The sequence below is a fragment of the Pseudoalteromonas sp. ASV78 genome (assembly GCF_047806705.1).
In the GTDB taxonomy this organism is placed as follows: domain Bacteria; phylum Pseudomonadota; class Gammaproteobacteria; order Enterobacterales; family Alteromonadaceae; genus Pseudoalteromonas; species Pseudoalteromonas prydzensis_A.
This window is the reverse complement of record NZ_JBLOPA010000001.1, coordinates 3692416-3718343: the sequence shown is the minus strand read 5'-3', so window position 1 is coordinate 3718343 and position 25928 is coordinate 3692416. Positions and strand designations below refer to the sequence as shown.

General features: G+C 40.5%; 18 protein-coding genes and 3 rRNA genes. 10 read left to right on the top strand and 11 right to left on the bottom strand.

Annotated features, from left to right (window positions below):
• Positions 1 to 49: 49 nt before the first annotated feature.
• On the bottom strand, positions 50 to 3937 hold the full coding sequence (gene purL, locus ACMVDV_RS16965) for a phosphoribosylformylglycinamidine synthase (RefSeq protein WP_416158892.1): 3888 nt from the start codon (positions 3935 to 3937) through the stop codon (positions 50 to 52).
• 241 nt (positions 3938 to 4178) lie between these two features.
• Between purL and mltF the strand changes: the two genes are divergently transcribed.
• Both mltF and ACMVDV_RS16955 read left to right on the top strand, forming a co-directional pair.
• Positions 4179 to 5699 carry a membrane-bound lytic murein transglycosylase MltF gene (mltF, locus tag ACMVDV_RS16960; RefSeq protein WP_416158891.1) on the top strand — a complete coding sequence of 507 codons (1521 nt, stop codon included), beginning with the start codon at positions 4179 to 4181 and terminating at the stop codon, positions 5697 to 5699.
• A 134-nt stretch (positions 5700 to 5833) separates the two neighbouring features.
• Positions 5834 to 6001 carry a hypothetical protein gene (locus ACMVDV_RS16955; RefSeq protein WP_167542981.1) on the top strand — a complete coding sequence of 56 codons (168 nt, stop codon included), beginning with the start codon at positions 5834 to 5836 and terminating at the stop codon, positions 5999 to 6001.
• Here ACMVDV_RS16955 and tadA read toward each other — a convergent pair.
• Entirely contained in the window at positions 5998 to 6501 is a 504-nt protein-coding gene (tadA, locus tag ACMVDV_RS16950) for a tRNA adenosine(34) deaminase TadA (protein ID WP_416158890.1), read from the bottom strand. The two genes, ACMVDV_RS16955 and tadA, sit on opposite strands and share 4 nt — an antisense overlap.
• A gap of 179 nt (positions 6502 to 6680) precedes the next feature.
• On the opposite strand from tadA, the gene ACMVDV_RS16945 reads away from it, so the two are divergent.
• The gene (locus ACMVDV_RS16945) at positions 6681 to 7985 is read left to right on the top strand and encodes an inosine/guanosine kinase (RefSeq protein WP_064668038.1); all 1305 of its coding nucleotides are present in this window, start codon (positions 6681 to 6683) and stop codon (positions 7983 to 7985) included.
• 14 nt (positions 7986 to 7999) lie between these two features.
• Here the strand turns inward: ACMVDV_RS16945 and glsB are convergent, their stop codons facing one another.
• The 6 genes from glsB to rph form a co-directional block, all read right to left on the bottom strand.
• On the bottom strand, positions 8000 to 8923 hold the full coding sequence (gene glsB / locus ACMVDV_RS16940; RefSeq protein WP_416158889.1) for a glutaminase B: 924 nt from the start codon (positions 8921 to 8923) through the stop codon (positions 8000 to 8002).
• Between the two features lie 189 nt (positions 8924 to 9112).
• Positions 9113 to 9227: ribosomal RNA gene (gene rrf, locus ACMVDV_RS16935) — 5S ribosomal RNA — on the bottom strand.
• Positions 9228 to 9422: 195 nt separating this feature from the next.
• Positions 9423 to 12307, bottom strand: a 23S ribosomal RNA gene (locus ACMVDV_RS16930).
• A gap of 297 nt (positions 12308 to 12604) precedes the next feature.
• Positions 12605 to 14146: ribosomal RNA gene (locus ACMVDV_RS16925) — 16S ribosomal RNA — on the bottom strand.
• Together the 16S, 23S and 5S rRNA genes form the textbook arrangement of a ribosomal RNA operon.
• 608 nt (positions 14147 to 14754) lie before the next feature.
• The gene (gene pyrE, locus ACMVDV_RS16920; RefSeq protein WP_304180258.1) at positions 14755 to 15399 is read right to left on the bottom strand and encodes an orotate phosphoribosyltransferase; all 645 of its coding nucleotides are present in this window, start codon (positions 15397 to 15399) and stop codon (positions 14755 to 14757) included.
• Positions 15400 to 15419: 20 nt separating this feature from the next.
• Positions 15420 to 16133: a ribonuclease PH gene (rph, locus tag ACMVDV_RS16915; RefSeq protein WP_416158888.1), complete on the bottom strand. Its 714-nt coding sequence runs from the start codon at positions 16131 to 16133 to the stop codon at positions 15420 to 15422.
• A 178-nt stretch (positions 16134 to 16311) separates the two neighbouring features.
• Here rph and ACMVDV_RS16910 point away from each other — a divergent pair, with 178 nt between their 5' ends.
• From ACMVDV_RS16910 to ACMVDV_RS16900, 3 genes are all read left to right on the top strand, one after another.
• On the top strand, positions 16312 to 17172 hold the full coding sequence (locus tag ACMVDV_RS16910) for a YicC/YloC family endoribonuclease (protein ID WP_416158887.1): 861 nt from the start codon (positions 16312 to 16314) through the stop codon (positions 17170 to 17172).
• Positions 17173 to 17369: 197 nt separating this feature from the next.
• A complete protein-coding gene (locus ACMVDV_RS16905; protein WP_416158886.1) occupies positions 17370 to 18572 on the top strand; it encodes a tyrosine-type recombinase/integrase in 1203 nt (400 codons plus the stop codon).
• A 1296-nt stretch (positions 18573 to 19868) separates the two neighbouring features.
• A complete protein-coding gene (locus ACMVDV_RS16900) occupies positions 19869 to 20048 on the top strand; it encodes a TraM recognition domain-containing protein (protein ID WP_416159113.1) in 180 nt (59 codons plus the stop codon).
• A gap of 1138 nt (positions 20049 to 21186) precedes the next feature.
• Here the strand turns inward: ACMVDV_RS16900 and ACMVDV_RS16895 are convergent.
• Positions 21187 to 21420 carry a helix-turn-helix domain-containing protein gene (locus ACMVDV_RS16895; RefSeq protein WP_416158885.1) on the bottom strand — a complete coding sequence of 78 codons (234 nt, stop codon included), beginning with the start codon at positions 21418 to 21420 and terminating at the stop codon, positions 21187 to 21189.
• 100 nt (positions 21421 to 21520) lie between these two features.
• On the opposite strand from ACMVDV_RS16895, the gene ACMVDV_RS16890 reads away from it, so the two are divergent.
• The gene (locus ACMVDV_RS16890) at positions 21521 to 21988 is read left to right on the top strand and encodes a hypothetical protein (protein ID WP_416158884.1); all 468 of its coding nucleotides are present in this window, start codon (positions 21521 to 21523) and stop codon (positions 21986 to 21988) included.
• A 6-nt stretch (positions 21989 to 21994) separates the two neighbouring features.
• Here the strand turns inward: ACMVDV_RS16890 and ACMVDV_RS16885 are convergent, their stop codons facing one another.
• The gene (locus ACMVDV_RS16885) at positions 21995 to 22303 is read right to left on the bottom strand and encodes a hypothetical protein (protein WP_416158883.1); all 309 of its coding nucleotides are present in this window, start codon (positions 22301 to 22303) and stop codon (positions 21995 to 21997) included.
• Between the two features lie 128 nt (positions 22304 to 22431).
• On the opposite strand from ACMVDV_RS16885, the gene ACMVDV_RS16880 reads away from it, so the two are divergent.
• The 3 genes from ACMVDV_RS16880 (at position 22432) to ACMVDV_RS16870 (ending at position 24954) form a co-directional block, all read left to right on the top strand.
• Positions 22432 to 22560: a hypothetical protein gene (locus tag ACMVDV_RS16880; RefSeq protein WP_304180243.1), complete on the top strand. Its 129-nt coding sequence runs from the start codon at positions 22432 to 22434 to the stop codon at positions 22558 to 22560.
• 1263 nt (positions 22561 to 23823) lie between these two features.
• Positions 23824 to 23997 (top strand): hypothetical protein, encoded by a 174-nt coding sequence (locus ACMVDV_RS16875; RefSeq protein WP_416158882.1) that lies wholly within the window; start codon positions 23824 to 23826, stop codon positions 23995 to 23997.
• 9 nt (positions 23998 to 24006) lie between these two features.
• Entirely contained in the window at positions 24007 to 24954 is a 948-nt protein-coding gene (locus tag ACMVDV_RS16870) for an MvdC/MvdD family ATP grasp protein (RefSeq protein ID WP_416158881.1), read from the top strand.
• 203 nt (positions 24955 to 25157) lie between these two features.
• Here ACMVDV_RS16870 and ACMVDV_RS16865 read toward each other — a convergent pair whose 3' ends face one another.
• Positions 25158 to 25787: a hypothetical protein gene (locus ACMVDV_RS16865; RefSeq protein ID WP_416158880.1), complete on the bottom strand. Its 630-nt coding sequence runs from the start codon at positions 25785 to 25787 to the stop codon at positions 25158 to 25160.
• Between the last annotated feature and the right edge of the window lie 141 nt (positions 25788 to 25928).

Sequence of the window (25928 nt, the reverse complement as noted above, 5' to 3'; positions counted from 1 at the left end):
GCCTTTTATTTTATAACTAGATCATGAATCTAGTGTGTATAAATGAAGTTTAACCGACATTTTTACGCGCGTTACGGAACATCCGCATCCATGGACTATCTTCGCGCCACTCATCTGGGTGCCAAGAGTTAGCAACGGCACGGAATACACGTTCAGGGTGTGGCATCATTACAGTAGCACGGCCATCTGTTGAGGTAATACCGGTAATACCTTCTGGCGAGCCGTTCGGGTTAGCTGGGTATTGAGTGGTTGGATTGCCGTAGTTATCAACAAACTTAACCGCTATAGTACCTGAGTCAAGTGCCGCTTTCACTGCTGCATCGTTTGCAAACTCAGCATGACCTTCACCGTGTGACACAGCGATAGGCATACGAGAGCCCGCCATACCTTGGAAGAATACTGAAGGATTCTGTTGTACTTCAACTAAGCTAAAGCGTGCTTCAAAGCGCTCAGATTTATTCGTTACAAAGCGTGGCCAATGTTCAGTGCCAGGGATCAACTCTTTTAATGTTGATAGCATCTGACAACCGTTACACACACCTAAGCTAAATGAATCTTGACGCTCAAAGAAGCTTTGGAACTGATCGCGTGCCATATCATTAAATAAGATTGATTTAGCCCAGCCTTCACCTGCGCCTAATACGTCACCGTATGAGAAGCCACCACAGGCTACTAAGCCTTTAAATTCTTCAAGGCTTAAACGCCCTTCAAGAATATCACTCATGTGTACATCAACCGCAGCAAAACCGGCACGGTTAAATGCCGCAGCCATTTCTAGATGCGAGTTAACACCTTGCTCACGCAAGATAGCCATTTTAGGCTTAGCAGCGCCAGTGGCAATGTAAGGTGCAGCGATATCTTCGTTTAAGTCAAAGTTTAATTTAACGTTAAGACCAGGGTCTTTAGCGTCAAACTTGGCATCAAATTCTTGCTTAGCACAATCAGGATTATCGCGACGTGCTTGCATTTGATACGTAGTCTCAGCCCAAATAGTACGCAGTTCAGTACGTGTATTACTAAGCACGGTGTTACCTGCGCGATTAAATACCACAGTGTCATCACTGTTTAATGTACCAATTGCATGGCTGATTGCAGCAATACCGTGCTCAGCAAATACCGCGTTTACTGCGTCTAAATCGCTATTAGCAACTTGAATAACAGCACCTAGCTCTTCATTATAAAGTGCTTCAATGTCTGACCCTGTTAAACCAGCAAGGTCAACAGTTACACCGGTGTGCCCTGCAAAGGCCATTTCAGCGACAGTGGTAAATAAACCACCGTCTGAACGGTCATGATAAGCCAGTAACTTGTTATCAGCAACTAACGCCTGCATTGCATTATAGAAGCCTTTTAGTAATTCAGGGCTATCTACATCTGGCGTTACATCACCTAATTGCTTATAAACTTGCGCTAAGCTTGATGCACCCAGTCGGTTTTTGCCCGCACCTAGGTCAACCAAGATAAGTGAGGTTTCACCTTTGTCTGTACGTAACTGCGGAGTAACCGTTTTACGTACATCTTCAACACGACCAAATGCAGTGATGATTAATGATAACGGTGCAGTAACCGATTTTTGCTCGCCATTTTCATCCCATTGGGTTTTCATCGACATAGAGTCTTTACCCACTGGAACAGTTAAACCTAATGCTGGGCAAAGCTCTTCACCAACCGCTTTAACCGCTTCGTAAAGACCAGCATCTTCACCTGGGTGACCAGCTGCTGCCATCCAGTTAGCTGATAACTTAATGTTTTCTAAACCGCCAATATTAGCACAAGCAATATTAGTCAATGACTCAGCTACAGCTAAACGTGCAGAAGCACCATAGTTAAGTAATGCGGCAGGCGTACGCTCACCAAGAGACATTGCCTCACCATGGTAAGTATCATAAGTTGCAGCGGTTACAGCACAGTTAGCAACTGGCACCTGCCAAGGGCCAACCATTTGGTCGCGCGCAACTAGGCCGGTCACTGAACGGTCACCAATGGTGATCAAGAAGGTTTTTTCTGCAATTGTTGGCAAACGTAATAAACGCTCTGCAGCTTCTGCGATATCAATTTTTGTTGTATCTAGCGCGTCGCTATTAGCTTTTAAAGAATACGCTTCGCGGTGCATTTTCGGTGCTTTACCTAATAATACATCCAGTGGTAAATCAACTGGGTTGTTATCAAAATGACTATCAGCAACCGTTAAATGACGTTCTTCCGTGGCTTCACCAATCACCGCATATTGCGCACGTTCACGCTTACAAATAGCTTCAAAGCGGTCAAAGTCTTCAACGGCTACAGCAAGCACATAACGCTCTTGCGATTCGTTACACCAGATCTCATGCGGTGCCATGCCCGGCTCATCATTAGGAATATCGCGCAGTTGAAATTTACCACCACGGCCACCATCATTAACAAGCTCGGGGAAGGCATTTGATAAACCACCCGCGCCCACATCGTGGATAAACGCGATTGGGTTAGCATCACCTAACTGCCAGCATTTATCGATCACTTCCTGACAACGACGTTCCATTTCAGGGTTTTCACGTTGTACTGAGGCAAAATCTAAATCTTCATTTGACTGACCTGATGCCATTGATGAAGCGGCGCCGCCACCTAAACCAATGTTCATTGCAGGGCCACCCAGTGCAATCAATTTAGCGCCAACGGGAATATCACCCTTTTGTACATGATCAGTACGAATATTACCTAAACCACCGGCAAGCATAATCGGTTTGTGATAACCACGTACTTCAACACCATTATGGCTATTTACTTGCTCTTCATAAGTACGGAAATAACCTAACAAGTTAGGACGACCAAACTCATTGTTAAATGCCGCACCGCCCAATGGGCCATCGATCATAATATCAAGTGCGTTAACAATACGGCCTGGTTTTCCAAAATCAGTTTCCCACGGTTGCTCGTAGCCTGGAATACGTAGATTCGATACAGTAAAACCAACTAAACCCGCTTTTGGCTTAGAGCCACGACCCGTTGCACCTTCATCACGAATTTCACCACCAGAACCGGTTGCCGCACCAGAGAATGGCGCAATTGCAGTTGGGTGATTATGGGTTTCAACTTTCATCAGGATTTCAATGTTCTCTTGATGATAAGCGTATTCGCCTTCAGCATTTGGGAAGAAACGACCTGCTTTAGAGCCTTTCATTACCGCTGCGTTATCTTTATAAGCTGATAACACATTCTCAGGGTTTAGCTCATAGGTATTTTTTATCATTTTGAACAGAGATTTAGGCTGTTCAATTCCGTCAATTGTCCAATCAGCATTAAAGATTTTATGGCGACAATGTTCAGAGTTTGCTTGTGCAAACATAAATAATTCGATGTCGTTCGGGTTACGCCCTAACTTTTGGAAATTTTCTACCAAGTAATCGATTTCGTCATCAGCCAGTGCAAAGCCTTGCTCAACGTTTGCTGTAGCGAGTGCTTCACGGCCACCACCTAAAATATCAACAGATGACATTTTGCTTGGTACATCAGTACGGAATAACTTGCCAGCATCGTCCAGTGTGCTGTGTGTCGCTTCAGTCATACGGTCATGTAATAACGCAGCAACTTGAGCCAATTGCTCAGCACTTAAGTCACCTTCAACGTAGTAAGCAATACCACGTTCCACACGGTGCACTTGTGCTAAACCACAGTTATGTGCAATATCCGTCGCTTTTGAAGCCCATGGTGAAATAGTGCCAGGACGCGGCGTTACTAACACTAAAGTACCTGCTGGTGTATGTTCGGCAATCGTTGGACCATAGGTAAGTAACTTCTCAAGCTTAGTTTGCTCGTCACTTGACAGCTGTGCTGTTAAGTCAGCAAAGTGTGCATACTCAGCGTATACGTTAGTAACTGGAAGTTGCGCCTGTTGGCAACGGGCTAAAATTTTCTGAACTCTAAAATCGGAAAGTGCTGGTGCACCACGAAGGATCAACATAGGTATTTTCATCCGGGGTTAGGGATTGAACGATATTTTAGGCGCGTATTATATACTCAAGTAACTCGGAAATACAGGATCCGGGGGGAATTAAAATTGTTTAAAGCCAACAGTTAGTTAAGATTTTTACTGCGTACAGTAGCTTAAGTTCTAATCGCAAAGCAGCACTTAAAACTAATCGCCAAGTGACGGCATCGAAAAGTTTTGCTATAAGGGAGTAGTAGCATTCAAGGGGCGCAGTATGTTTAAACAAAAGCTAATAACAATCATTACGTTAGTAATGCTTTTATGTGCCTGCGATATGCAGCAGCAACAATCACAACTGAGCCATATTAAAGCTCAAAATAAAATAAGAGTGGGTACGTTAGCCGGCGCAAGTAATTATTACCAAGCAGTGCAAGGCGAGCAAGGTTTTGAATATGAGCTAGCGCAAGAATTTGCCGATCACTTGGGCGTTGAGCTTGAAATGGTGCCATTTTTTAACTTATCCGATATGTTTTCACGCTTAGATAGCGGTGATTTAGATTTAATTGCATCTGGCCTAACCTACAATAAAGCCCGAGCACAAAATTATCGATTTGGCCCTACTTATCGTACTATTAGTCAAAAATTGGTTTATAAACAAGGTAGAATTAGACCGCGCGATTTTGATGACCTAACAGATAACCTCACAGTGCTTGCCAAAAGTAGTCACTCATTAGCACTGCAACAATTACAGCAAACTCATCCAGATTTAAGCTGGCATGAAACAGAGGATTTAGACGAAGAAGAGCTGTTACAAGCAGTGATCGATGGCGAAATTGATTACACCCTAGCAGACTCCCATACACTATCTTTATTTCGTCGTTATCACCCCAATCTAAGCATCGGCTTTTCAGTCACACGCAACGACCCTATCGCATGGTTACTTCGTAAAGATGGCGATGATTCGCTCTATGCGCTAATGGTGCCATTTTTTGGTGAAGTAAAACAAAGCAACCAACTTTACGTACTTGAAGAAAAGTACTTTGGTCATGTACGTCAGTTTAATTACGTAAACACCCTTGCCTATATTGAAGCAATTAAAGAAACCTTACCAAAATACCAACCTTGGTTTGAGCAATATGCTGGCAGCCTAGATTGGCGACTACTTGCAGCTTTAAGTTATCAAGAATCAATGTGGAATCCACGAGCAAAATCGCCAACTGGCGTACGTGGTATTATGATGCTCACACTCGATACAGCCAAGCAAGTAGGTGTCACTAACCGTTTAGCGCCAGAGCAGAATATCAAAGGCGGCGCTGAATATTTAATGAAACTAGAAAAGCGTATTCCTGATCGTGTGCCACAGCCGGATCGCACTTGGCTGGCGTTGGCTTCATACAATATTGGCTGGGGTCATGTAAACGATGCACGGATCATCACCGAGCAACAAGGCGCAAGCCCTGATAAATGGGCCGATGTAAAAAAACGCCTGCCGTTATTAATCAAAAAGAGATACTACCGAAAAACCAAATATGGCTATTCACGCGGTGATGTTGCGGTGCAATACGTTGATAATATTCGCCGTTATTACGACGCGCTGGTATGGCTCGATGAAAATGATGCGATCAGCACACCGACCACGGAACCCGATGAGGCTGAACAAATAGCTCAACCTGCGGCTCAAGCTGCTGAGATTAAAAATCAAAAGCCTGCCACAATACAAACCACGCCCTCCCCAACAAAAGATGACAGTATAGATGAGCTGTCACCGTCAAAAAAAGATAACGGCGAACAATAAAAATAACTTTAAATGCGATAGGTACTCGCAAACTAAAATATCTATTTACTTGTCATCAAATGATCACTACTGTGTAGTATCAAGTATATAATTAACTTATATCTTTTCTCACTCTCACATTTTCAGGAGCAACCATGCTGAAACGTCGGCGTACTCATTCGTTCAAACGCAACGTGATTTATTCATCATCCACACGCCGCAGAATCATGCTGCGTAATTTACATAAAAAAGTTATTTGGCGCCGTCGTATGTTTGCGATGCAGCAAATGGCAGAATTAAGTACAGCTACGCCTGTAGGCTAAGCCTTCAGGTCGTGCTGCGCTTGTTTTTTAGCTTTGATCTCTTGGCGGCGACGTTTAAAAAAGTCTGAAATTGTTTGTCCACATAATTCACTTAATACCCCAGCTTCTACATCAACTTGATGATTTAATCTTGAATCTTGCAATAAATTCATTATTGAACCCGCAGAACCTGTTTTTTCATCCGCAGCACCAAACACTAGCCGCTTAATACGACTGTGTACCAGTAAACCCGCGCACATTGAGCACGGCTCCAACGTGACATACAGCGTACAATCGATTAAGCGATAATTATTAAGTGCCTTACCACCTTCGCGAATTGCTATCATCTCAGCGTGAGCAGAAGGGTCATTATCTGTAATTGAACGATTATACCCAACTGCAATCAACTGGTTATTTTTAACTAGCACTGCACCCACAGGAATTTCATCCAATTGTTCAGCCTTGTGGGCGTACTCAAGTGCTTTTGCCATCCAATATTGATCGTCAAATTGCTCGGTCATCAACTTACCTTTTAACTAATTATTGTTTAATTATACTCACTTAGGCGATTAAAACGCTAAACATAGTACTTAGTGACAAAAATAAACCAAATTAAAGCCGCTTTTACATGGCTCACCCTAGGTGATATACGCTATAATCTCCCGCTTTTTTTATTTAGCTCACAACACACGGGTAGCAAATGAAATTTCCTGGACGCCGCAGGCATAAACATTATTTTCCAGTGGAAGCCAAAGATCCACTAACAAATCAACTTAACGCCAGTGATCGGTTACAGCGCAGCTATATTACCGGGATCGATCAAATCGTGGTTGATATAGAAGCTAAAGTTGATCAAGCTTTCCTTGATGAATTTCAGCTGCGTAGAGGTATGTCGCAGGTTATTGATAATGATATTACTAATGCATTATATGACCGCTTAAAACTCAACGATATGGTCGATTATGAGTTTGCCGGTGGCACCATTGGTAACACGATGCACAATTATTCAGTGCTTGCTGATGATCGCTCAGTGCTACTTGGTGTAATGAGTGAAAACATTAAAATTGGTAGCTACGCTTATCGCTTTTTATGTAACACCTCCAGCCGTGTAGATTTAGATTATTTGCAACCTGTCGATGGCCCTATTGGCCGCTGCTTCACTTTAATTGATGATACCGGCGAACGTACCTTTGCAATTAGCGCCGGGCTGATGAATCATTTACGCCCTGAATCAATTGATAAAGAGCTAATAGAAAACTCATCAGCTTTAGTGATCAGCGCTTACTTAATGCGTACACAAGGTTCTGAGACGATGACCGAAGCAACTATGCAAGCGGTCAAATATGCTAATGATGCTGACGTGCCAGTAGTATTAACGCTTGGAACAAAATTCCTAATCGAGCAAGATCCAACCTGGTGGGCAGAGTTTGTTGCTAAGCATGTTGATATTTTAGCGATGAATGAAGAAGAAGGGCTAGCAATAACAGGTTTTGAAGATCCACTACTGGCCGCAGATAAAGCGCTAGATTGGGTCGATTTAGTGATCTGCACAGCAGGTGAAAAAGGCTTATTTATGGCAGGCTTTGTTGACGAGCAATTTAAACGGGAAACTGAATACCCGTTATTACCTGGTGCAATAGCTGACTTTAACCGCTATGAATTCTCTCGCGCTATGCGTAAAGCCGATTGCGAAATGCCAATCCGCGCTTACAGTCACACAGCCCCTTTCATGGGTGGCCCTGACTCAATTAAAAATACCAATGGCGCCGGTGATTGTGCATTAGCAGCAGTGTTACATGACCTATCAGCCAACGTTTATCACAAGCTCAATGTGGGTAACTCGGCCAAACACCAACAACCTGCAATGACCTACTCATCATTGGCACAGATCAGTAAATATGCCAACCGTGCAAGCTATGAAGTATTAGTACAACATTCACCTCGCTTATCGCGTGGTTTACCTGAGCGTGAAGATTGCTTAGAACAAGTCTACTGGGAACAGTAGACTTGTCTTATCAATTAAAAGATAGAAATATCGAGCTTTTTAGATAGCAGCTCCAGGGCTGCTATTCCTGCCACTGAATTACCGTATGAATTCAATCCAGGCGAATACACCGCCACGGTAAATTTACCTGGTAGCACAGCCAAAATGGTGCCCGACACACCTGATTTACCCGGCATCCCCACTCGGTAACCAAAATCACCTGCAGCATCATATAAGCCACTGGTAAATAACAAAGAGTTTAACTGTTTAGTTTGCAAGCTGGAAAGCACTCGCTTATCACTCAAATGGCAAATACCTTTATTCGCCAAAAAATTATACGCTTTAGCTAATTCAACACAGTTAAGCTCAATCGCACAAAAGTTAAAGTAAGCCCACAGCACATCATCAACTTCATTATGAAAATTCCCAAACGACTTCATCAAATGCCCCATAGCAGCATTACGATGGCGAAATTCATATTCAGAATTGGCAACTTTTTTATCAATCACGATTGTTTTATTGCCTGACAAAGTTCGAAAAGCTTCAAGCATTGAATGCATAGGTGCTGACAAACGACTGTATAACGCATCACAGGTCACAATAGCGCCAGCATTTATAAACGGATTACGTGGTACACCTTTTTCAAACTCAAGCTGTGTCAGCGAGTTAAACGCCGTACCAGAAGGCTCTTTGCCTACCCGTTGCCATAGTTCATCCCCATAACGCTGTAAGGCAAGTGTCAATGTCATCACTTTTGATACAGACTGAATAGTAAAACGCTGAGTACACTCACCTGCACAAAAGGTCTGTCCATCCGTTGTATAGATAGCAATGGAAAATTGATTAGCATCAACCTCAGCTAGCGCGGGGATATAATCAGCAACTTTCCCCTGAGATAGCAATGGTTGAACTTCAGCGGTAATTTCATTTAACACATGTTGGTAATCTGAGGTAGGCAACGTAACCCTCACAGGCATTGAAAATAGAAACAAAAGTCTATCATGTTAGTTTAAAAGCAGGATCACTTTATTGGTAAAATTATGCAGTATCAGCAGACGAATACCAACGATTATTGCGGTCTTCCTTGCTCACTTTATTCTAGACGTAAAAAAGCCCGACTATTTCTAGTCGGGCTTTCTCAATTTGGAGCCTGGCGATGACCTACTTTCACATAACAAATGCTACACTATCATCGGCGCTGTTTCGTTTCACTACTGAGTTCGGCATGGGGTCAGGTGGGTCCAAAACGCTATTGTCACCAAGCAAATTTGGTATTAATCCGCTCTTTCGAGCCAATTAATTAAAATTTGGAAAATGGCTGATAATTGTCTTCTTACAACTTAAAGCTTATCGCTTAAAGCTGTCAGTAAATCTACTTTAGTTGTCGCGATAAATCACGACCTACAATCTTAACTTCTTCGCTTGTTCAACTATCACATAAAACGCGTTTGGCGTTGTATGGTTAAGCCTCACGGGTAATTAGTACAAGTTAGCTTAACATATCACTATGCTTCCACATCTTGCCTATCAACGTTGTAGTCTTCAACGGCCCTTCAGAGACTTTAAAAGTCTAGTGAGAACTCATCTCGAGGCCTGCTTCGCGCTTAGATGCTTTCAGCGCTTATCAGTTCCGAACGTAGCTACCGGGCAATGCCATTGGCATGACAACCCGAACACCAGCGGTTCGTTCACTCCGGTCCTCTCGTACTAGGAGCAACCCCTCTCAATTCTCAAACGCCCACGGCAGATAGGGACCGAACTGTCTCACGACGTTCTAAACCCAGCTCGCGTACCACTTTAAATGGCGAACAGCCATACCCTTGGGACCGACTTCAGCCCCAGGATGTGATGAGCCGACATCGAGGTGCCAAACACCGCCGTCGATATGAACTCTTGGGCGGTATCAGCCTGTTATCCCCGGAGTACCTTTTATCCGTTGAGCGATGGCCCTTCCATTCAGAACCACCGGATCACTATGACCTACTTTCGTACCTGCTCGACGTGTCTGTCTCGCAGTTAAGCTGGCTTCTACCATTACACTAACCGTACGATGTCCGACCGTACTTAGCCAACCTTCGTGCTCCTCCGTTACTCTTTGGGAGGAGACCGCCCCAGTCAAACTACCCACCAGGCACTGTCCGTAACCCCGATCCAGGGGCCAACGTTAGAACATCAAAACTACAAGGGTGGTATTTCAAGGACGACTCCACAAAAACTAGCGTCTCTGCTTCTTAGTCTCCCACCTATCCTACACATGTAGGTTCAATGTTCAGTGCCAAGCTGTAGTAAAGGTTCACGGGGTCTTTCCGTCTAGCCGCGGGTACACAGCATCTTCACTGCGATTTCAATTTCACTGAGTCTCGGGTGGAGACAGCGTGGCCATGGTTACACCATTCGTGCAGGTCGGAACTTACCCGACAAGGAATTTCGCTACCTTAGGACCGTTATAGTTACGGCCGCCGTTTACCGGGGCTTCGATCAAGAGCTTCTCCGAAGATAACCCCATCAATTAACCTTCCGGCACCGGGCAGGTGTCACACCGTATACGTCATCTTGCGATTTTGCACAGTGCTGTGTTTTTAATAAACAGTCCCAGCCACCTGGTCACTGCGGCTCCAATCAGCTTAGAGAGCAAGTCTCATCACCAATCGGAGCGTACCTTCTCCCGAAGTTACGGTACGATTTTGCCTAGTTCCTTCACCCGAGTTCTCTCAAGCGCCTTAGTATTCTCTACCTGACCACCTGTGTCGGTTTGGGGTACGATTCGGTATAATCTGAAGCTTAGAGGCTTTTCCTGGAAGTATGGCATCAGCAACTTCATCACCTTAGTGACTCGTCTCGTGTCTCAGCCTAACAGCAACCCGGATTTACCTAAGTCACTAGCCTACTCACTTTCACATGGACTACCAACGCCATGCTTGCTTAGCCTGCTCCGTCCCCCCATCGCAATTATACCAAGTACGGAAATATTAATCCGTTTCCCATCGACTACGCCTTTCGGCCTCGCCTTAGGGGTCGACTTACCCTACCCTGATTAACATGGGATAGGAACCCTTGGTCTTCCGGCGTGCGGGTTTTTCACCCGCATTATCGTTACTCATGTCAGCATTCGCACTTCTGATACGTCCAGCATACCTCCCGGTACACCTTCAACCGCTTACAGAACGCTCCCCTACCACTCATCCTAAGATGAATCCGCAGCTTCGGTGCATAGTTTAGCCCCGTTACATCTTCCGCGCAGACCGACTCGACCAGTGAGCTATTACGCTTTCTTTAAAGGATGGCTGCTTCTAAGCCAACCTCCTGGCTGTCTGGGCCTTTCCACATCGTTTCCCACTTAACTATGACTTTGGGACCTTAGCTGGCGGTCTGGGTTGTTTCCCTCTTCACGACGGACGTTAGCACCCGCCGTGTGTCTCCCGGATAGTACTTTACGGTATTCGGAGTTTGCAAAGGGTTGGTAAGTCGGGATGACCCCCTAGCCTTAACAGTGCTCTACCCCCGTAAGTATTCGTCCGAGGCTCTACCTAAATAGATTTCGGGGAGAACCAGCTATCTCCCGGTTTGATTAGCCTTTCACTCCTAGCCACAGGTCATCCCCTAACTTTTCAACGTTAGTGGGTTCGGTCCTCCAGTTGATGTTACTCAACCTTCAACCTGCCCATGGCTAGATCACCGGGTTTCGGGTCTATACCTTGCAACTAGTCGCCCAGTTAAGACTCGGTTTCCCTACGGCTACCCTAATCGGTTAACCTCGCTACAAAATATAAGTCGCTGACCCATTATACAAAAGGTACGCAGTCACCCAACAAGTGGGCTCCTACTGCTTGTACGTACACGGTTTCAGGTTCTATTTCACTCCCCTCACAGGGGTTCTTTTCGCCTTTCCCTCACGGTACTGGTTCACTATCGGTCAGTTGGGAGTATTTAGCCTTAGATGATGGTCCACCTATATTCAGTCAAAGTTTCACGTGCTCCGACCTACTCGATTTCACTTAAAATGCATTTTTATGTACGGGACTATCACCCTGTATCGTGGCGCTTTCCAGCGCCTTCCATTAACACATAATAAGCTTAAGGGCTGTTCCGGTTTCGCTCGCCGCTACTTCCGGAATCTCGGTTGATTTCTTTTCCTACGGGTACTTAGATGTTTCAGTTCTCCGCGTTCGCCTCGTTAACCTATGTATTCAGTTAACGATACCTGCAAGCAGGTGGGTTTCCCCATTCGGAAATCCTAGTCTCAAGTGCTTTTTACTAGCTTGACTAGGCTTATCGCAAGTTAATACGTCCTTCATCGCCTCCAACTGCCAAGGCATCCACCGTGTACGCTTAGTCACTTAACCATACAACCCAAACGGGTCTTTGTTGTGTGACAGTTTAACTTCGCCAGAAGTTAATATTGAATACTAAAGTAGATACCAATCAACGAACGTAAAACGTTCATTAAATGGCACTGAATGATACTGCTATCATTCTTTTTTACTTTTGAAAACTCTGTACAAATACAAATGTATTCATACGAATTTTATTATCAGCTTTTCCAAATTTTTAAAGAGCATATTAATTAGTTAAACCCACTGGGCAAAACTAACTAACAATCATCTGTGTGGACACTACGAACAAATAAGTTCTAAATCGTATAAGGAGGTGATCCAGCCCCAGGTTCCCCTAGGGCTACCTTGTTACGACTTCACCCCAGTCATGAATCACTCCGTGGTAAACGTCCTCCCTAAGGTTAGACTATCTACTTCTGGAGCAACCCACTCCCATGGTGTGACGGGCGGTGTGTACAAGGCCCGGGAACGTATTCACCGCGTCATTCTGATACGCGATTACTAGCGATTCCGACTTCATGGAGTCGAGTTGCAGACTCCAATCCGGACTACGACGCACTTTAAGTGATTCGCTTACTCTCGCGAGTTCGCAGCACTCTGTATGCGCCATTGTAGCACGTGTGTAGCCCTACACGTAAGGGCCATGATGACTTGACGTCGTCCCCACCTTCCTCCGGTTTATCACCGGCAGTCTCCTTAGAGTTCTCAGCATTACCTGCTAGCAACTAAGGATAGGGGTTGCGCTCGTTGCGGGACTTAACCCAACATCTCACAACACGAGCTGACGACAGCCATGCAGCACCTGTATCTGAGTTCCCGAAGGCACCAAACTATCTCTAGTAAGTTCTCAGTATGTCAAGTGTAGGTAAGGTTCTTCGCGTTGCATCGAATTAAACCACATGCTCCACCGCTTGTGCGGGCCCCCGTCAATTCATTTGAGTTTTAACCTTGCGGCCGTACTCCCCAGGCGGTCTACTTAATGCGTTAGCTTTGAAAAACAAGTCCGAGGACCCGAGCTTCTAGTAGACATCGTTTACGGCGTGGACTACCAGGGTATCTAATCCTGTTTGCTCCCCACGCTTTCGTACATGAGCGTCAGTGTTGACCCAGGTGGCTGCCTTCGCCATCGGTATTCCTTCAGATCTCTACGCATTTCACCGCTACACCTGAAATTCTACCACCCTCTATCACACTCTAGTTTGCCAGTTCGAAATGCAGTTCCCAGGTTGAGCCCAGGGCTTTCACATCTCGCTTAACAAACCGCCTGCGTACGCTTTACGCCCAGTAATTCCGATTAACGCTCGCACCCTCCGTATTACCGCGGCTGCTGGCACGGAGTTAGCCGGTGCTTCTTCTGTAAGTAACGTCACAGCTATACTCTATTAAAGTATAACCTTTCCTCCTTACTGAAAGTGCTTTACAACCCGAAGGCCTTCTTCACACACGCGGCATGGCTGCATCAGGCTTGCGCCCATTGTGCAATATTCCCCACTGCTGCCTCCCGTAGGAGTCTGGGCCGTGTCTCAGTCCCAGTGTGGCTGATCATCCTCTCAAACCAGCTAGGGATCGTCGCCTTGGTAAGCCATTACCTTACCAACTAGCTAATCCCACTTGGGCTAATCTCTTGGCGTGAGGCCCGAAGGTCCCCCACTTTGGTCCGTAGACATCATGCGGTATTAGCAGTCGTTTCCAACTGTTGTCCCCCACCAAAAGGCATATTCCCAAGCATTACTCACCCGTCCGCCGCTCGTCAGCAAAGGTGCAAGCACCTCTCTGTTACCGCTCGACTTGCATGTGTTAGGCCTGCCGCCAGCGTTCAATCTGAGCCATGATCAAACTCTTCAATTAAAAGTTTTTTCTGTCCCTAAGGACATGCTCAATGAATTCTGAATTTATTTAATATCTTTCGATATTGAATTGACTGTGCCGAAGCAACTTATAAATAAGTTACTTCTGTTGGTCACTCAGCTTCTCTTTCGAGAAATCACATTGAGACTCTAAATTTTTTGCCTTACTTAGCGAACTAAGTTTGGCTGTTAGAACTCAATCTGTACGAGTGCCCACACAGATGATTGCTTTATATTGTTAAAGAACGTTTGAGTTGCCTTAGCAACTCAAGGGAAGCGAATCTTACGCTTTCCTATTTTTTTGCCAACACTTAAATTTAAACTTTATTAAAAAGCTAAATCAAGTTTTACTCGACTTACTAAGTAGCTCATGCCTCGCAATGCGTTGCGCTCTGCCGTCTCAGTGGGGTCGCATTATAGGGCGCGGCGGATTTTACGCAAGCGTTTTTTGAAGAAAACTTCAAATAAAGTGCTGTTCGTTCAAAATTCAAACCAAACACTACAAAAGAGATACTTTTTTAACTTCACAATAACTTTATGCAGTTATAAAACGCAAAAGCCCGATGAAAATCATCGGGCTTTTGTTGAATAACTTTACGTATACTTAGATTAAGCTATACCATATTGCTCACGATAGGCTTTTACAGATGCAAGATGCTCGTTCATAGACCCTTTCGTTTCAAGGTAGCTAATTAGATCTGCCAGTTTGACTATTGAAACAACTTTAGTGGCAAAGTCACGTTCAACTTCTTGAATAGCCGATAGCTCTGCTTTGCCTCTTTCCTGACGGTCTAAAGCTATTAGTACACCACTTAAATCTGCACCATTTTCAGCAATGATTTCCATAGACTCACGAATTGCTGTTCCAGCAGTGATCACGTCATCTACTAACATGATTTTGCCTTTTAGCTCAGCACCAACTAATGTACCGCCTTCACCATGTGCTTTTTTCTCTTTGCGGTTAAAGCAATAAGGCACATCTTTATTATGATGATCTGCAAGTGCTACTGCGGTAGTTGTTGCAATTGGAATACCTTTATAAGCAGGGCCAAATAAAACATCATATTCAATACCTGCATCTTCAAGGGCTGCCGCATAAAAGCGACCTAAACGAGCAAGGTCACGACCTGTATTAAACAACCCCGCATTAAAGAAGTAAGGGCTAGTACGGCCAGATTTTAAGGTAAACTCACCAAACTTTAGCACCTGTTTTTCTAAGGCGAATTCAATAAACTCGATTTGATAATCTTTCATTACTATAAACCTATTACTTATTAAGCTAATGCTTGTTTTTGCACGTCAATGATTTCACGGATTGAATGCTTGGCAAGCGTGAGTAACTCATCTAGTTCATCAAACGAGAACGGTTCGCCTTCTGCGGTGCCTTGAATTTCGATGATTTTACCGGTTTCAGTTAGAATGACATTCATATCTGTTTCAGCGTCAGAATCTTCTAAATATTCTAAATCGCTAATAGCTTGGCCTTTATAAATACCTACCGAAATAGCTGCAATCATAAATTTAAGAGGATTTGAATTGATCATACCCTTGCTACGCATATGTGTTAACGCATCGACTAGAGCAACACAAGCACCACTGATTGATGCAGTACGAGTTCCGCCATCAGCTTGAATAACATCACAATCAATAGTAATGGTATTTTCGCCTAACGCTTTTAAATCAACTGCGGCACGAAGTGCGCGTGCAATTAAACGTTGAATTTCCATAGTACGACCGCTTTGCTTGCCACGCGCCGCTTCACGGCCATTTCGGGTATGGGTAGAGCGCGGTAACATACCGTACTCAGCTGTGATCCAGCCTTTACCTTGGCCTTTCATAAAACGCGGTACACCTGATTCAACAGTGGCTGTACAAAGTACTTTTGTGTTACCAAACTCAACCAACACAGAGCCTTCAGCATGCAAAGTGTAATTACGTGTAAATGTAACCGGTCTAATTTGGTTAGGTGTTCTTTCGCTTGGACGCATTCACGATCCCCTTAATTCAGAATTTCCCACATTATATGTATATATAGCTGTAGATGCCATGCTGATTTAAACAAAAGCAAATTGTAAAATTCGCAGCAACAAAAATTTCCGCTAGAGCTTAACCAGTGTTACGGTATAATCACTTTTAATATTGTTTAATAAAACTAGGAAACCATCCATGATCCACAGTATGACTGCTTACGCGCGTCGCGAAATAAAAGGCGATTGGGGCACTGGCACGTGGGAAGTTCGTTCAGTTAACCAACGCTACCTTGAAACCTTTATTCGCGCACCTGAGCAATTTCGTGGCATGGAGCCGGTAATTCGAGAGCGCCTGCGTAAACATTTACAGCGCGGCAAAGTCGAAGTATTTTTAAAATTTGTCGCGAATCCAGCACACGTTGGTGAGCTTTCTATTAATGAAGCATTAGCAGCACAGCTAATTAATAGTGCTAAGTGGGTGCAGCAGCAAAGTAATGGTGACATTAACCCTGTTGATATTTTACGTTGGCCTGGTGTTATGGAAGCTGAAGAACTCGATATGGATAGCGTAAACACGGCGCTTATTGCAGGTTTTGACCAAGTAATTGAAGATTTTAAAACAGCCCGCGGTGATGAGGGTGCAAACCTTGAAGAAATGATCGCCACTCGCCTTGATACGATTTTAGAGCAAGTAGCCGTTGTAGAAACCCACATGCCAGAAATAGCGAAATGGCAGCGTGAAAAGCTCAACCAAAAGTTAGAAGATTTAAAAACCGACATTGACGAATCTCGCCTAGAGCAAGAGCTTATCTACCTTGCACAAAAACAAGATGTGGCAGAAGAGCTCGACCGCTTAAAGTCACACGTAAAAGAAACTAAAAAAATCCTTAAAAAAGGTGGTGCTTGTGGCCGTCGTTTAGATTTCATGATGCAAGAGTTTAACCGCGAAGCGAACACCCTCGCCTCTAAATCAATCAACAGTGATATTACCAATGCAGCGGTTGAGCTTAAAGTATTGATTGAGCAAATGAGAGAGCAGATCCAGAACATCGAATGATGTTTCAGGCTGTTTCAGAATGTTAAAATAACCAATAAAATCTATAGCTTATGGAATTTCATCGTTTCAACCTGTTACCACAATTTGCTCTTAGTTAAGTAAATGTGGTGACAGAAATGGTGACAGATTCTTGAAAAATCTGAAAGCTATCCTAAAATAGTAGGAACCTGTCACCACTTCACGGATAAGAGGTTGAAATGACAGCAATAATTACAGTTCAAAAAATTAAGAGCCTTATCAAAGATAAGGCCGTAGGAAAATACGCTATCTCAAATGGCTTATACATTCGTATAAGCGATGAGGGAAGCGCTTTTTTTACGATTCGATATAGTATTTATAAAAAACGAAAAGAAATGACTCTTGGAAAATTCCCAGAGCTTTCTCTTGCTGAGGCTAAATTACAAGCGGCTCAAATTAAAGTTGATATTAAGAATGGAAATATTGACCCTTTAGCTGAAAGAAAACGGCTTGATAAAGAAGTAATCAACACAGTGAATGACCTTGCAGAAGATTGGTTAAAAGACTGTGAAAAACGTTTAAAGCACCCTAATATCCCTAGACGTGTATATACAAAAGATATTGCCCCGTTTGTAGGTGAGCTATCCATACAGCAAGTTACACCACGAGATATTAGAGCCATTATTCAACATATAGCTGAAAGTAGCCGACCCACTATAGCCAATGATGCTTTAATGTATTGCAAGCAACTTTTCCGTCATTCCATTAAACTCGATTTACGTACAACGAATCCAGCCGAAGCTTTTACATTATCTGACGCAGGTGGAGTCGAACAAAGTCGAAGTCGTGCTTTATCACTTGAAGAAATCAAACAAATCTTTTTATGTTTTCGAGAAAACCATAATCAGTTTACACGGGATAATTACCTTGCTACTGCTCTGCTTATTGCACTGGCTGTACGAAAAGGTGAACTTATAGCAGCTAAATGGGAGGAATTTGATTTTCAAGCAGAGCTTTGGCATATCCCCCAAGAAAGAAGTAAAACAGGCCGAGGAATCTCAGTACCATTAAATTCAGTAACAATTGACTGGTTACAAGAATTAAAAGTACGAGCATATGGTTCGCAGTACGTTTTCCCTAATAGACGCTTAAGTAAACGCTTTGGGCATATAAGTCCTGACACTTTAAATGCTGCTATTCAAAAACTATTTCGTGAAGAAAAAATGCCTGTAGCTCACTTTACAGTACATGATTTACGAAGAACGTGTCGCAGCCTATTAGCCAAAAATGGCATCGCTGGTCATGTAGCTGAGCGTTGTTTGAATCATAAACTCAAGGGAGTAGAAGGGATTTATGATCGTTATGATTATCTTGATGAGCGCAAATCAGCACTGACCCAAATAGCCAATATTTTAGAACCACTTATTAACGTAAATTTATGATTAAAAATTTAGAACATTGCTCCAATAAATAAACGTATAAATATGGGTAAAATGACTAAAAATCCTAAAATTATCATTTCCTTTGATACATTTTACCCCTTTATATTGCACGCTCTTTACATTTTAAAAAAAAGTTGAATAATTTAATGTTGATTTAATATCGCCTGAGTATAATTGCTGAGCCTAAGACGTCTGGCAATTATATATTTCTAACTTTTTTTAATGAAAAAAGAAACATTTCTTACGTCAATTTCAATCGATGTATATCAACCAAGTAACGGTGAAAAAGCCTCAGAACGTTCAAAAGTCTTTTACGACTTGTTGAATCTAAATACGAAGCAGATCCAATGAATAATCAAGATGGTTCGTGTATGTGCTAAGGATGGGGGATCTTTACGTATGCTATAGTAAAGTTGAAAACATTTCTCCTAAGATGCTCTGATTATATTGCCGAAAAAATTGTACATAAGCTGATAAGTTAAAACGCATTTAAATTTTAAAAAAAACGAAATGATTCGATTTATTTGAATGATGAATAACTGGTTTTTCCAACGTACATTACGCAAGAAAATAAAAACCTCTCACAGACAAAGACACATCTACATTTCCTGAAAAACATGAAGTGGAAAAAGTGAACTGATAAAACAATTAATCTACTCTGAGGTACAATGAGCGAAACCAAAAAATGCCATTGTGCTGCTTGATCCACATTGAGATATGTCGAAAGAAATAGCGAGATTTAAAGAGTTTTCAAACAAAAAGATAGCTAATAGATTGGTGTATATCGATCCGTCATTAAGCTCAAACGCCTACCCTTCAATTAATCCCTTTAGTTTTGTTGATTCACATGACGATAGTATTAATCTCATGACGCAAGAGATCATAAAAATATTCAATGTCTTACTTAAATGAACCACTACTACGAGTCAGATGAACGCAATTTTGTACCCATGTGTAACCGCTCTACTCAGACGCGGAAATAGCTCATTGATTGATTTAAAGCGATTCATGAATGATGATGAAAATTCAGACCTGATCAAGCATTGATTACAGCTAGAGAATCAATTACATCGTAGCTTTTTCTCTCAAAAATTTAAAAGTAAATCACTATCAATTAGTAAACATGCTATAGAAATGAGACTGCAAGTATTACTCAACGATCCAATATTACAACGATTACTCACTTGAGCTGATTCAATAGATCTTGAAAGTTTAGTACAACAGAAAAAAATCATCATATTTAGACTGCCACTGTGAGAACTCTGAAGTGATAGTGTGGAAGCCTATTGACGTTTTATTGTTGCCCTACTTCGTGTCATAGCTCTAAAAAGAGCGAATAAGGTACAATCAAAAAGAGTTCCAACCTATCTATTTATTGATGAGTTTCATAATTTTATATCACCAGATCTCGAAAAAGCGTTAACCCAATTACGTAAATACAAGCTGTACCTTGTTCTGGCGAGTCAATACATCTGACAATGTTGAGATAAATATCTTCAAAAAGCATTACTGTGAGTATGAGTGATTATTGCCTGACAGAATGAACGAAAAAGCCGAAAAGCAATTGAAGATGAAACTGCAATACCAGCAAGTGAAATAGAAAACTTGAAACATTGAGAATTTTGGATAAAGTCATCAATGGCATTACCATTTAAAATTAGGGTACCAAGCTTTCTTTTAAATAATGCTCATTCAATGCCTTATACGCTATGGAAACAAATACGTAAGATTCAATTATCAAAATATTATTTTAAAAAAATAATTAACTTTGAGCCAAATAGGCTCAATAAACACATTGATCTTTCAGGTTTATCTCCTAAATATTAACGCATTGAAATCAACTCTAGCTCAGAGCTACGTCTTAGAAGCGTTAGCCATATTCCAATACCTTACTTCAAAGCAACTGTGTACTATTTTACCGAATGTAAGTATCTCAACGGTGAATCGTTATTTACGCACATTAAGGAAAATAGATAAGCCTCTAGTGACAGGTTTACAGTTTGGTTTTATGCCATGAAAGTGACCACTTGCACCAGTGTATTGTCTCACTCAAAGATGAGCCAAATGGCTTGCAGAGCAATGAAAATACTCACTAGAAAATATAAAACGACCACTCGGGCGAAGTTGTTTCTTTGCTGCTGATTATTACCATCGTATAGCGACTATTGATTTTAAAATATCGTTTATCAAATGGATAAGTAGGCAGTGATATTGATTGAATTTCTTTCATTGTTATTTTGAACGCGAGTGAAGTAATAACTCATCGAGTTGAGTTACCTCTAAATCTAAGGCTTCACTAAGCGCCTGAGATTTACAAATAATTCCTGATGCAATTATTGGCTATAGTTCATCAGAGTGAAGCCAACTTATTCTCTTTGAACAACATATGGGCAATGATGCCAAAAGAGCACTCAGGCAAATACAGTGGCATTGTTTCTTTTTGTCACTCTGAGTGGTAAACAAAAAATATGGCTCACAGAAAAACAGTTGTATTTATTACGTATTTGAAAATAAGTCGTGTATGGATTCGGTGATTCGTAGACTAGATCAAGTGAGTTGATTTGCAAAATTTCGACCGCACTTTCGTTTTAAAACAATAAATCAACCATTGAGTTTACTCGTTTCTGGTTAATTCTTCTGCGGCCATATCCACCAACATACCTGGTTTACAATCAAGAATATTAGCGATAGCAATTATCGTTGAAAGACTTGGTTGAAACAGACCTCGCTCAAGCTTAGAAATATGGGCTCGTTCAATATTAGCCTTTAAAGCAAGTTGCTCCTGAGAAATATTTTTCTCTTTCCTCACTTTCTTTAAAACTATCCCAAAGGCTATTTTCGCGTCCATTACATAATCTCAGCATTATTTATAATGCTTGAAATCATCGAGTTTTGGGTTATATACTACCACGTCATATATAACTCATTTTTAAGTAGGGGATAGGAAAATGAAGCAATTGATACATGTGTTACTTTTTATCTTCGTAAGCAGTACATCTCAAAATGTATTAGCAAAGGAGCAAAAATCGGCTTACGACATTGATTATTACGAAATCACCTATGAGCAAATCATTACTGATTTTATGTATGAGATTGAACCTAAGTTAATAAAGTACTACGACACATTGAAATTAAACGATAAAGAGAAAAAGCATGCGTTGAAAGGGATTGCTGGAGCTCTTGGAATAAATCATATGTTTAAATCTTTAGTCGCTGATATTGAAGCTGTAGATCCTGAGGCCACTTTTGTTTTTAGACAGTTGCCGAAGGAAGAATATTCAAAGTTACACTTACTCGCTGAAAATTTTCAAATAAAAAAAGACTATAAAGATAAGTATGGTGTTGAATTAACGAAAGAAGAAGGTGAAAAAAGCCTCAGGCTATATAGGGCATTATTCGGTAAAGAATATAAATAACATTAACTATAAATCAGATGGAAAAAATGGGGGAACAGCTTTCACAGGCTGACATGCAACAACAAGAACAAATGAAATCACTTTCATGAAAGCTTGATGAACAATTGTGAACAAGTGAAATAAAAGGTCTAGGTGAAAAATATTTACAGTTATTTGAAACGAATGTCCGAGCCTGAAATGAACAAGCAAAAGAGCTAAAACTATTTCAGCGTCGTATTGACTGATTGAAAAATCTTTCAATGTACAATACTGGTGCTGGGTACGAATCTTTTCTTGAGTTGTTAAAAAACCAAAAAATTTCTGCGCTTGACTCATTGTTCTTCACAATAAGTCAAAGTAGGAAATCAGCTTCGTACATAGAGATGAACTGATTCCCTACGAATAAAACATCTATTAGCCTTTTTAACCGAGAATTTTGAACCGAGCTTTCAGCTGATATTGAAATGAATAAAAAATTTTCTAATGCAGATGAAGCTTGCGTTGAACGATTTGTGCAGCTGTATGATCAACTTGATCACAATGAGCTTGAAGGTACACAAACACTAGAACTATTAAACAAGCTCAACGATTGAGATACTTCGGCATACATTGAGCTAAAAGAGCTTCTTCTAGAAAATCCGAATGAACTACAAAAGTTATTACTCGCAGCTAAAAAAGCTGATTCACTAAATCCTGAATCTCGTGTTTTCCAAGAATTAACACTCACACTGATTGATATAGACCCTAGTTTTAGTGACAAAATTAGAGCGTTTGAAGAAAAATATTCGTCAAGTAAATCGTTAGAAACCAGCTATTTATTATCGCTCTCTGGCAGCAATATTAAAAAGGAGTGAAGCGCCCTATTATCTCGCGGTGAAGAAAATGAAATTATCACGATTGATATGTGACAAAATCCACCGGCTAGAAAAATTTCACTCGATAGTGATTCATACGCGATAGACTCTAATTTCCCACTCGCAGATTTACACAAGCCTGAACTGGAATATCAAAAAGCCTACATGGATACTATGCCAAAAATAAGAGCTGCATGATTTTTAAAAACTATGGCTGTTCAAGAGCATATCAAAGATCTCTCTGAACATAGAGCTGGACTTAATGAGATAAAATCAACACTAAAATTGTGTTATCAAATTGATGTGTCTTTTATAGAAAATATGGACGATCTCACAACAAGTAATCTTGATAGGTTAATGCAAAAATTTCAAAATACCCTAGATACAGCAATGGAAAAGTACAAAACCTGACTTGATATTGCTATTCAAGCCAACAGAGAAAAAGTAAAAGAGCAAGATAAGAGAAAAAGAGAAATACTTCGTTTTGTTAATTGAATTGGTTTTGATTTAATTGATAAGCAGATTACTGACTCACTAATCCAAGAAGTAAAAAGTAACTCGTTTGATGTTCAGGGCTTACACTTAGACCCTAACCGTCTTGATATTGCCAATGGAATGTTTGGTGAAAGCCCTAGTGAAGCTGGATGAACAAGATGGAAGCAAAATCTCATCGAGTTTTATAACAAAATGATCAGCTGAAACCCTGATGAACCTTTATCTGTGGAAGCTCATATTTGAATGTGAGGAAAGGTAGAAAATAGAACTCAGATGCAATACTTGTTAAAAAGCCATTGACTGGTTAATGAAAGTGGGAGTTTTAACAAGGATAGGGCAAGGGAAAATTTGATGAATAAGAGTAAGACTTTTAGTACTTAAATTAGGTTTTTTAACAATCGAAAAAAGTCTAGACTTTCTTGACTATTTGTTTGTAAAATGTAATCTAAGTGTTAATATTTCGTCATAATTGGCACATCGTAACTTAATTTTATAAGGTACTTAAATATGCAAAATAAAGAAAGTGGATATCAAAACAACACATTATCATTTACGCCTTGGTCACTAGTAGGAGTAGAAGGAGTAACTATTTCAGATACGATTAGCGCGGTATCAGATGCAACGGGGACAGCTACACATAATTTAAATCAGCCAAAAGATTTAAATGCTGACGATTCCTGAGGAAAAAATATGTATATTTTATGCTTCACTTCAGATAAAGGAGACTTACACACCGAGTATGTTTTTAAAGAAATTGATTCGAAATTTTCAGTATTAACTGTTGATACTGAAAGTTTCGGCAAGACTTGGAATATAACAATAGATTTTGCCAACCCAAATAGTTCAAGTTTAATTTACAATAAAGAAAAGATATTAATAGAAGAAATACACTCTGTATGGTGGAGGAAACCAACTCCTGTAAATATAAAATACATGAAAGACGAAATGGCAAGTTTTGTTTTCAGAGAATCTAACGATACTATATATGGTTTTTTATGGCTACTTGAAACACAAGGATGTGAAGTTATTAACCACCCATTTAACAACTACAACGCATCTATGAAACCTTTACAGTTCATCCACGCGAATAAACTAAATTTATTTTTACCTAAAACATTAGTAACAAATTACCCTAAAGATGCCATAGATAAAATTAATAAAGACCACTGTATATCTAAAGGTGTATCGATGAGTTGGGCTATTGAAAATGATAAAAATTATCCTATTTTTGTTAAAAGAATAAATCAAGAAAAGATAGAAAAAATAGATACACTTTCCTTTTGTCCAGCTACCATTCAATCTGAAATAGATAAAAAATATGATGTTAGAATAGTAGTATTAAAAAATGAAGTTTTTTATTTTAAAATTGAAGATAAAAACAACTTATTAGATTGGCGTGAGTCGTTGTATGGCGAGTCTATAGAGTATACTTATTACGAAATAGATGATGCATTTAAGAACAAACTTATAGATTTAAATAAAAGTTTAAGTTTGCATTTCAGCGTTTTTGATTTTGTAGTAGATAAGAATGATAAAATGTATTTTTTAGAAACCAACCCTAATGGGCAATGGTTGTGGTTAGATAAAACAATTGGATACAAAATCTCTAAAACATTTGCTCATGTATTAAGCAATTAAGTATATTTTAATTTTACTTTTCGATTTCCAATGAAAAATGGCTGCTCATAATACAGTATTTAATAAATCAATATTCTTTTCATCTTTAGATTTAAAGGTGTTCAAAGATCATATCTGTTAAGGGAAAAGTTTTAAAAACAGCTTAGATAGACATTAAAAGGAGAGGTTTTATTATTAAACATTCAATTCGATATAAGTACACTTCATTCTTTTATATCATAAAAAAAATGAGTATGCTCTTTTTGAGGGAAATATTTAATTTCTTTATTTTCAGGGTCAATAGCTGCGCAATTACGAGCACCACAATATAAAAGAGCAAATGGTTTATCACCTTGTTTAACACTTAGTTTAACTGCGCGATATTTCCCTTCTTTTATTGAATTTTTCATGTTTTTAGCTGAATCAACCCCTTTTGATTCAATATAAGCCATTAATAAAGTGAAAATAAAAAATAATGAAAATACAATCCAGATTTTTTTTACTCGTTTAGAATGTGTTTGCTCTAAAACTGTTAGATGCTTATTTTTAGGCTTTAATTTCTGAACAAGCTTTGATACAAACTTTTCCTTATTTTCATTTTTTATAACATAGTTAATTAATCCTGTTGTAAAAGCTGAGTGAATAGTTACAGATATAGCACAGAAAAACAATATCGTTAATAAAATAGGGAAACTCTGCAACAAGCCGTGATACATAATCTGATGAAAATTTCTTTCTAGAAGGTCACTATCTAAGAATAACACACCGAAATAACCATATGTGTAAGCAGTGCTTACACAATATAAAAAAGCTGTAATAAAAGCTAAAATAGCTGCGCTATCTAAAATTTTCATTTAATAATTCCTTTAATATTAATTGTATAGATTATAAAAATAAAATTGCTTTTACAATTAAAAATCTATACAAATTCGCATTACCGTTTATAGTTTTTTAAATCATAAAGTTCAGTAATTATATCGGTTGACCCTGCGAGT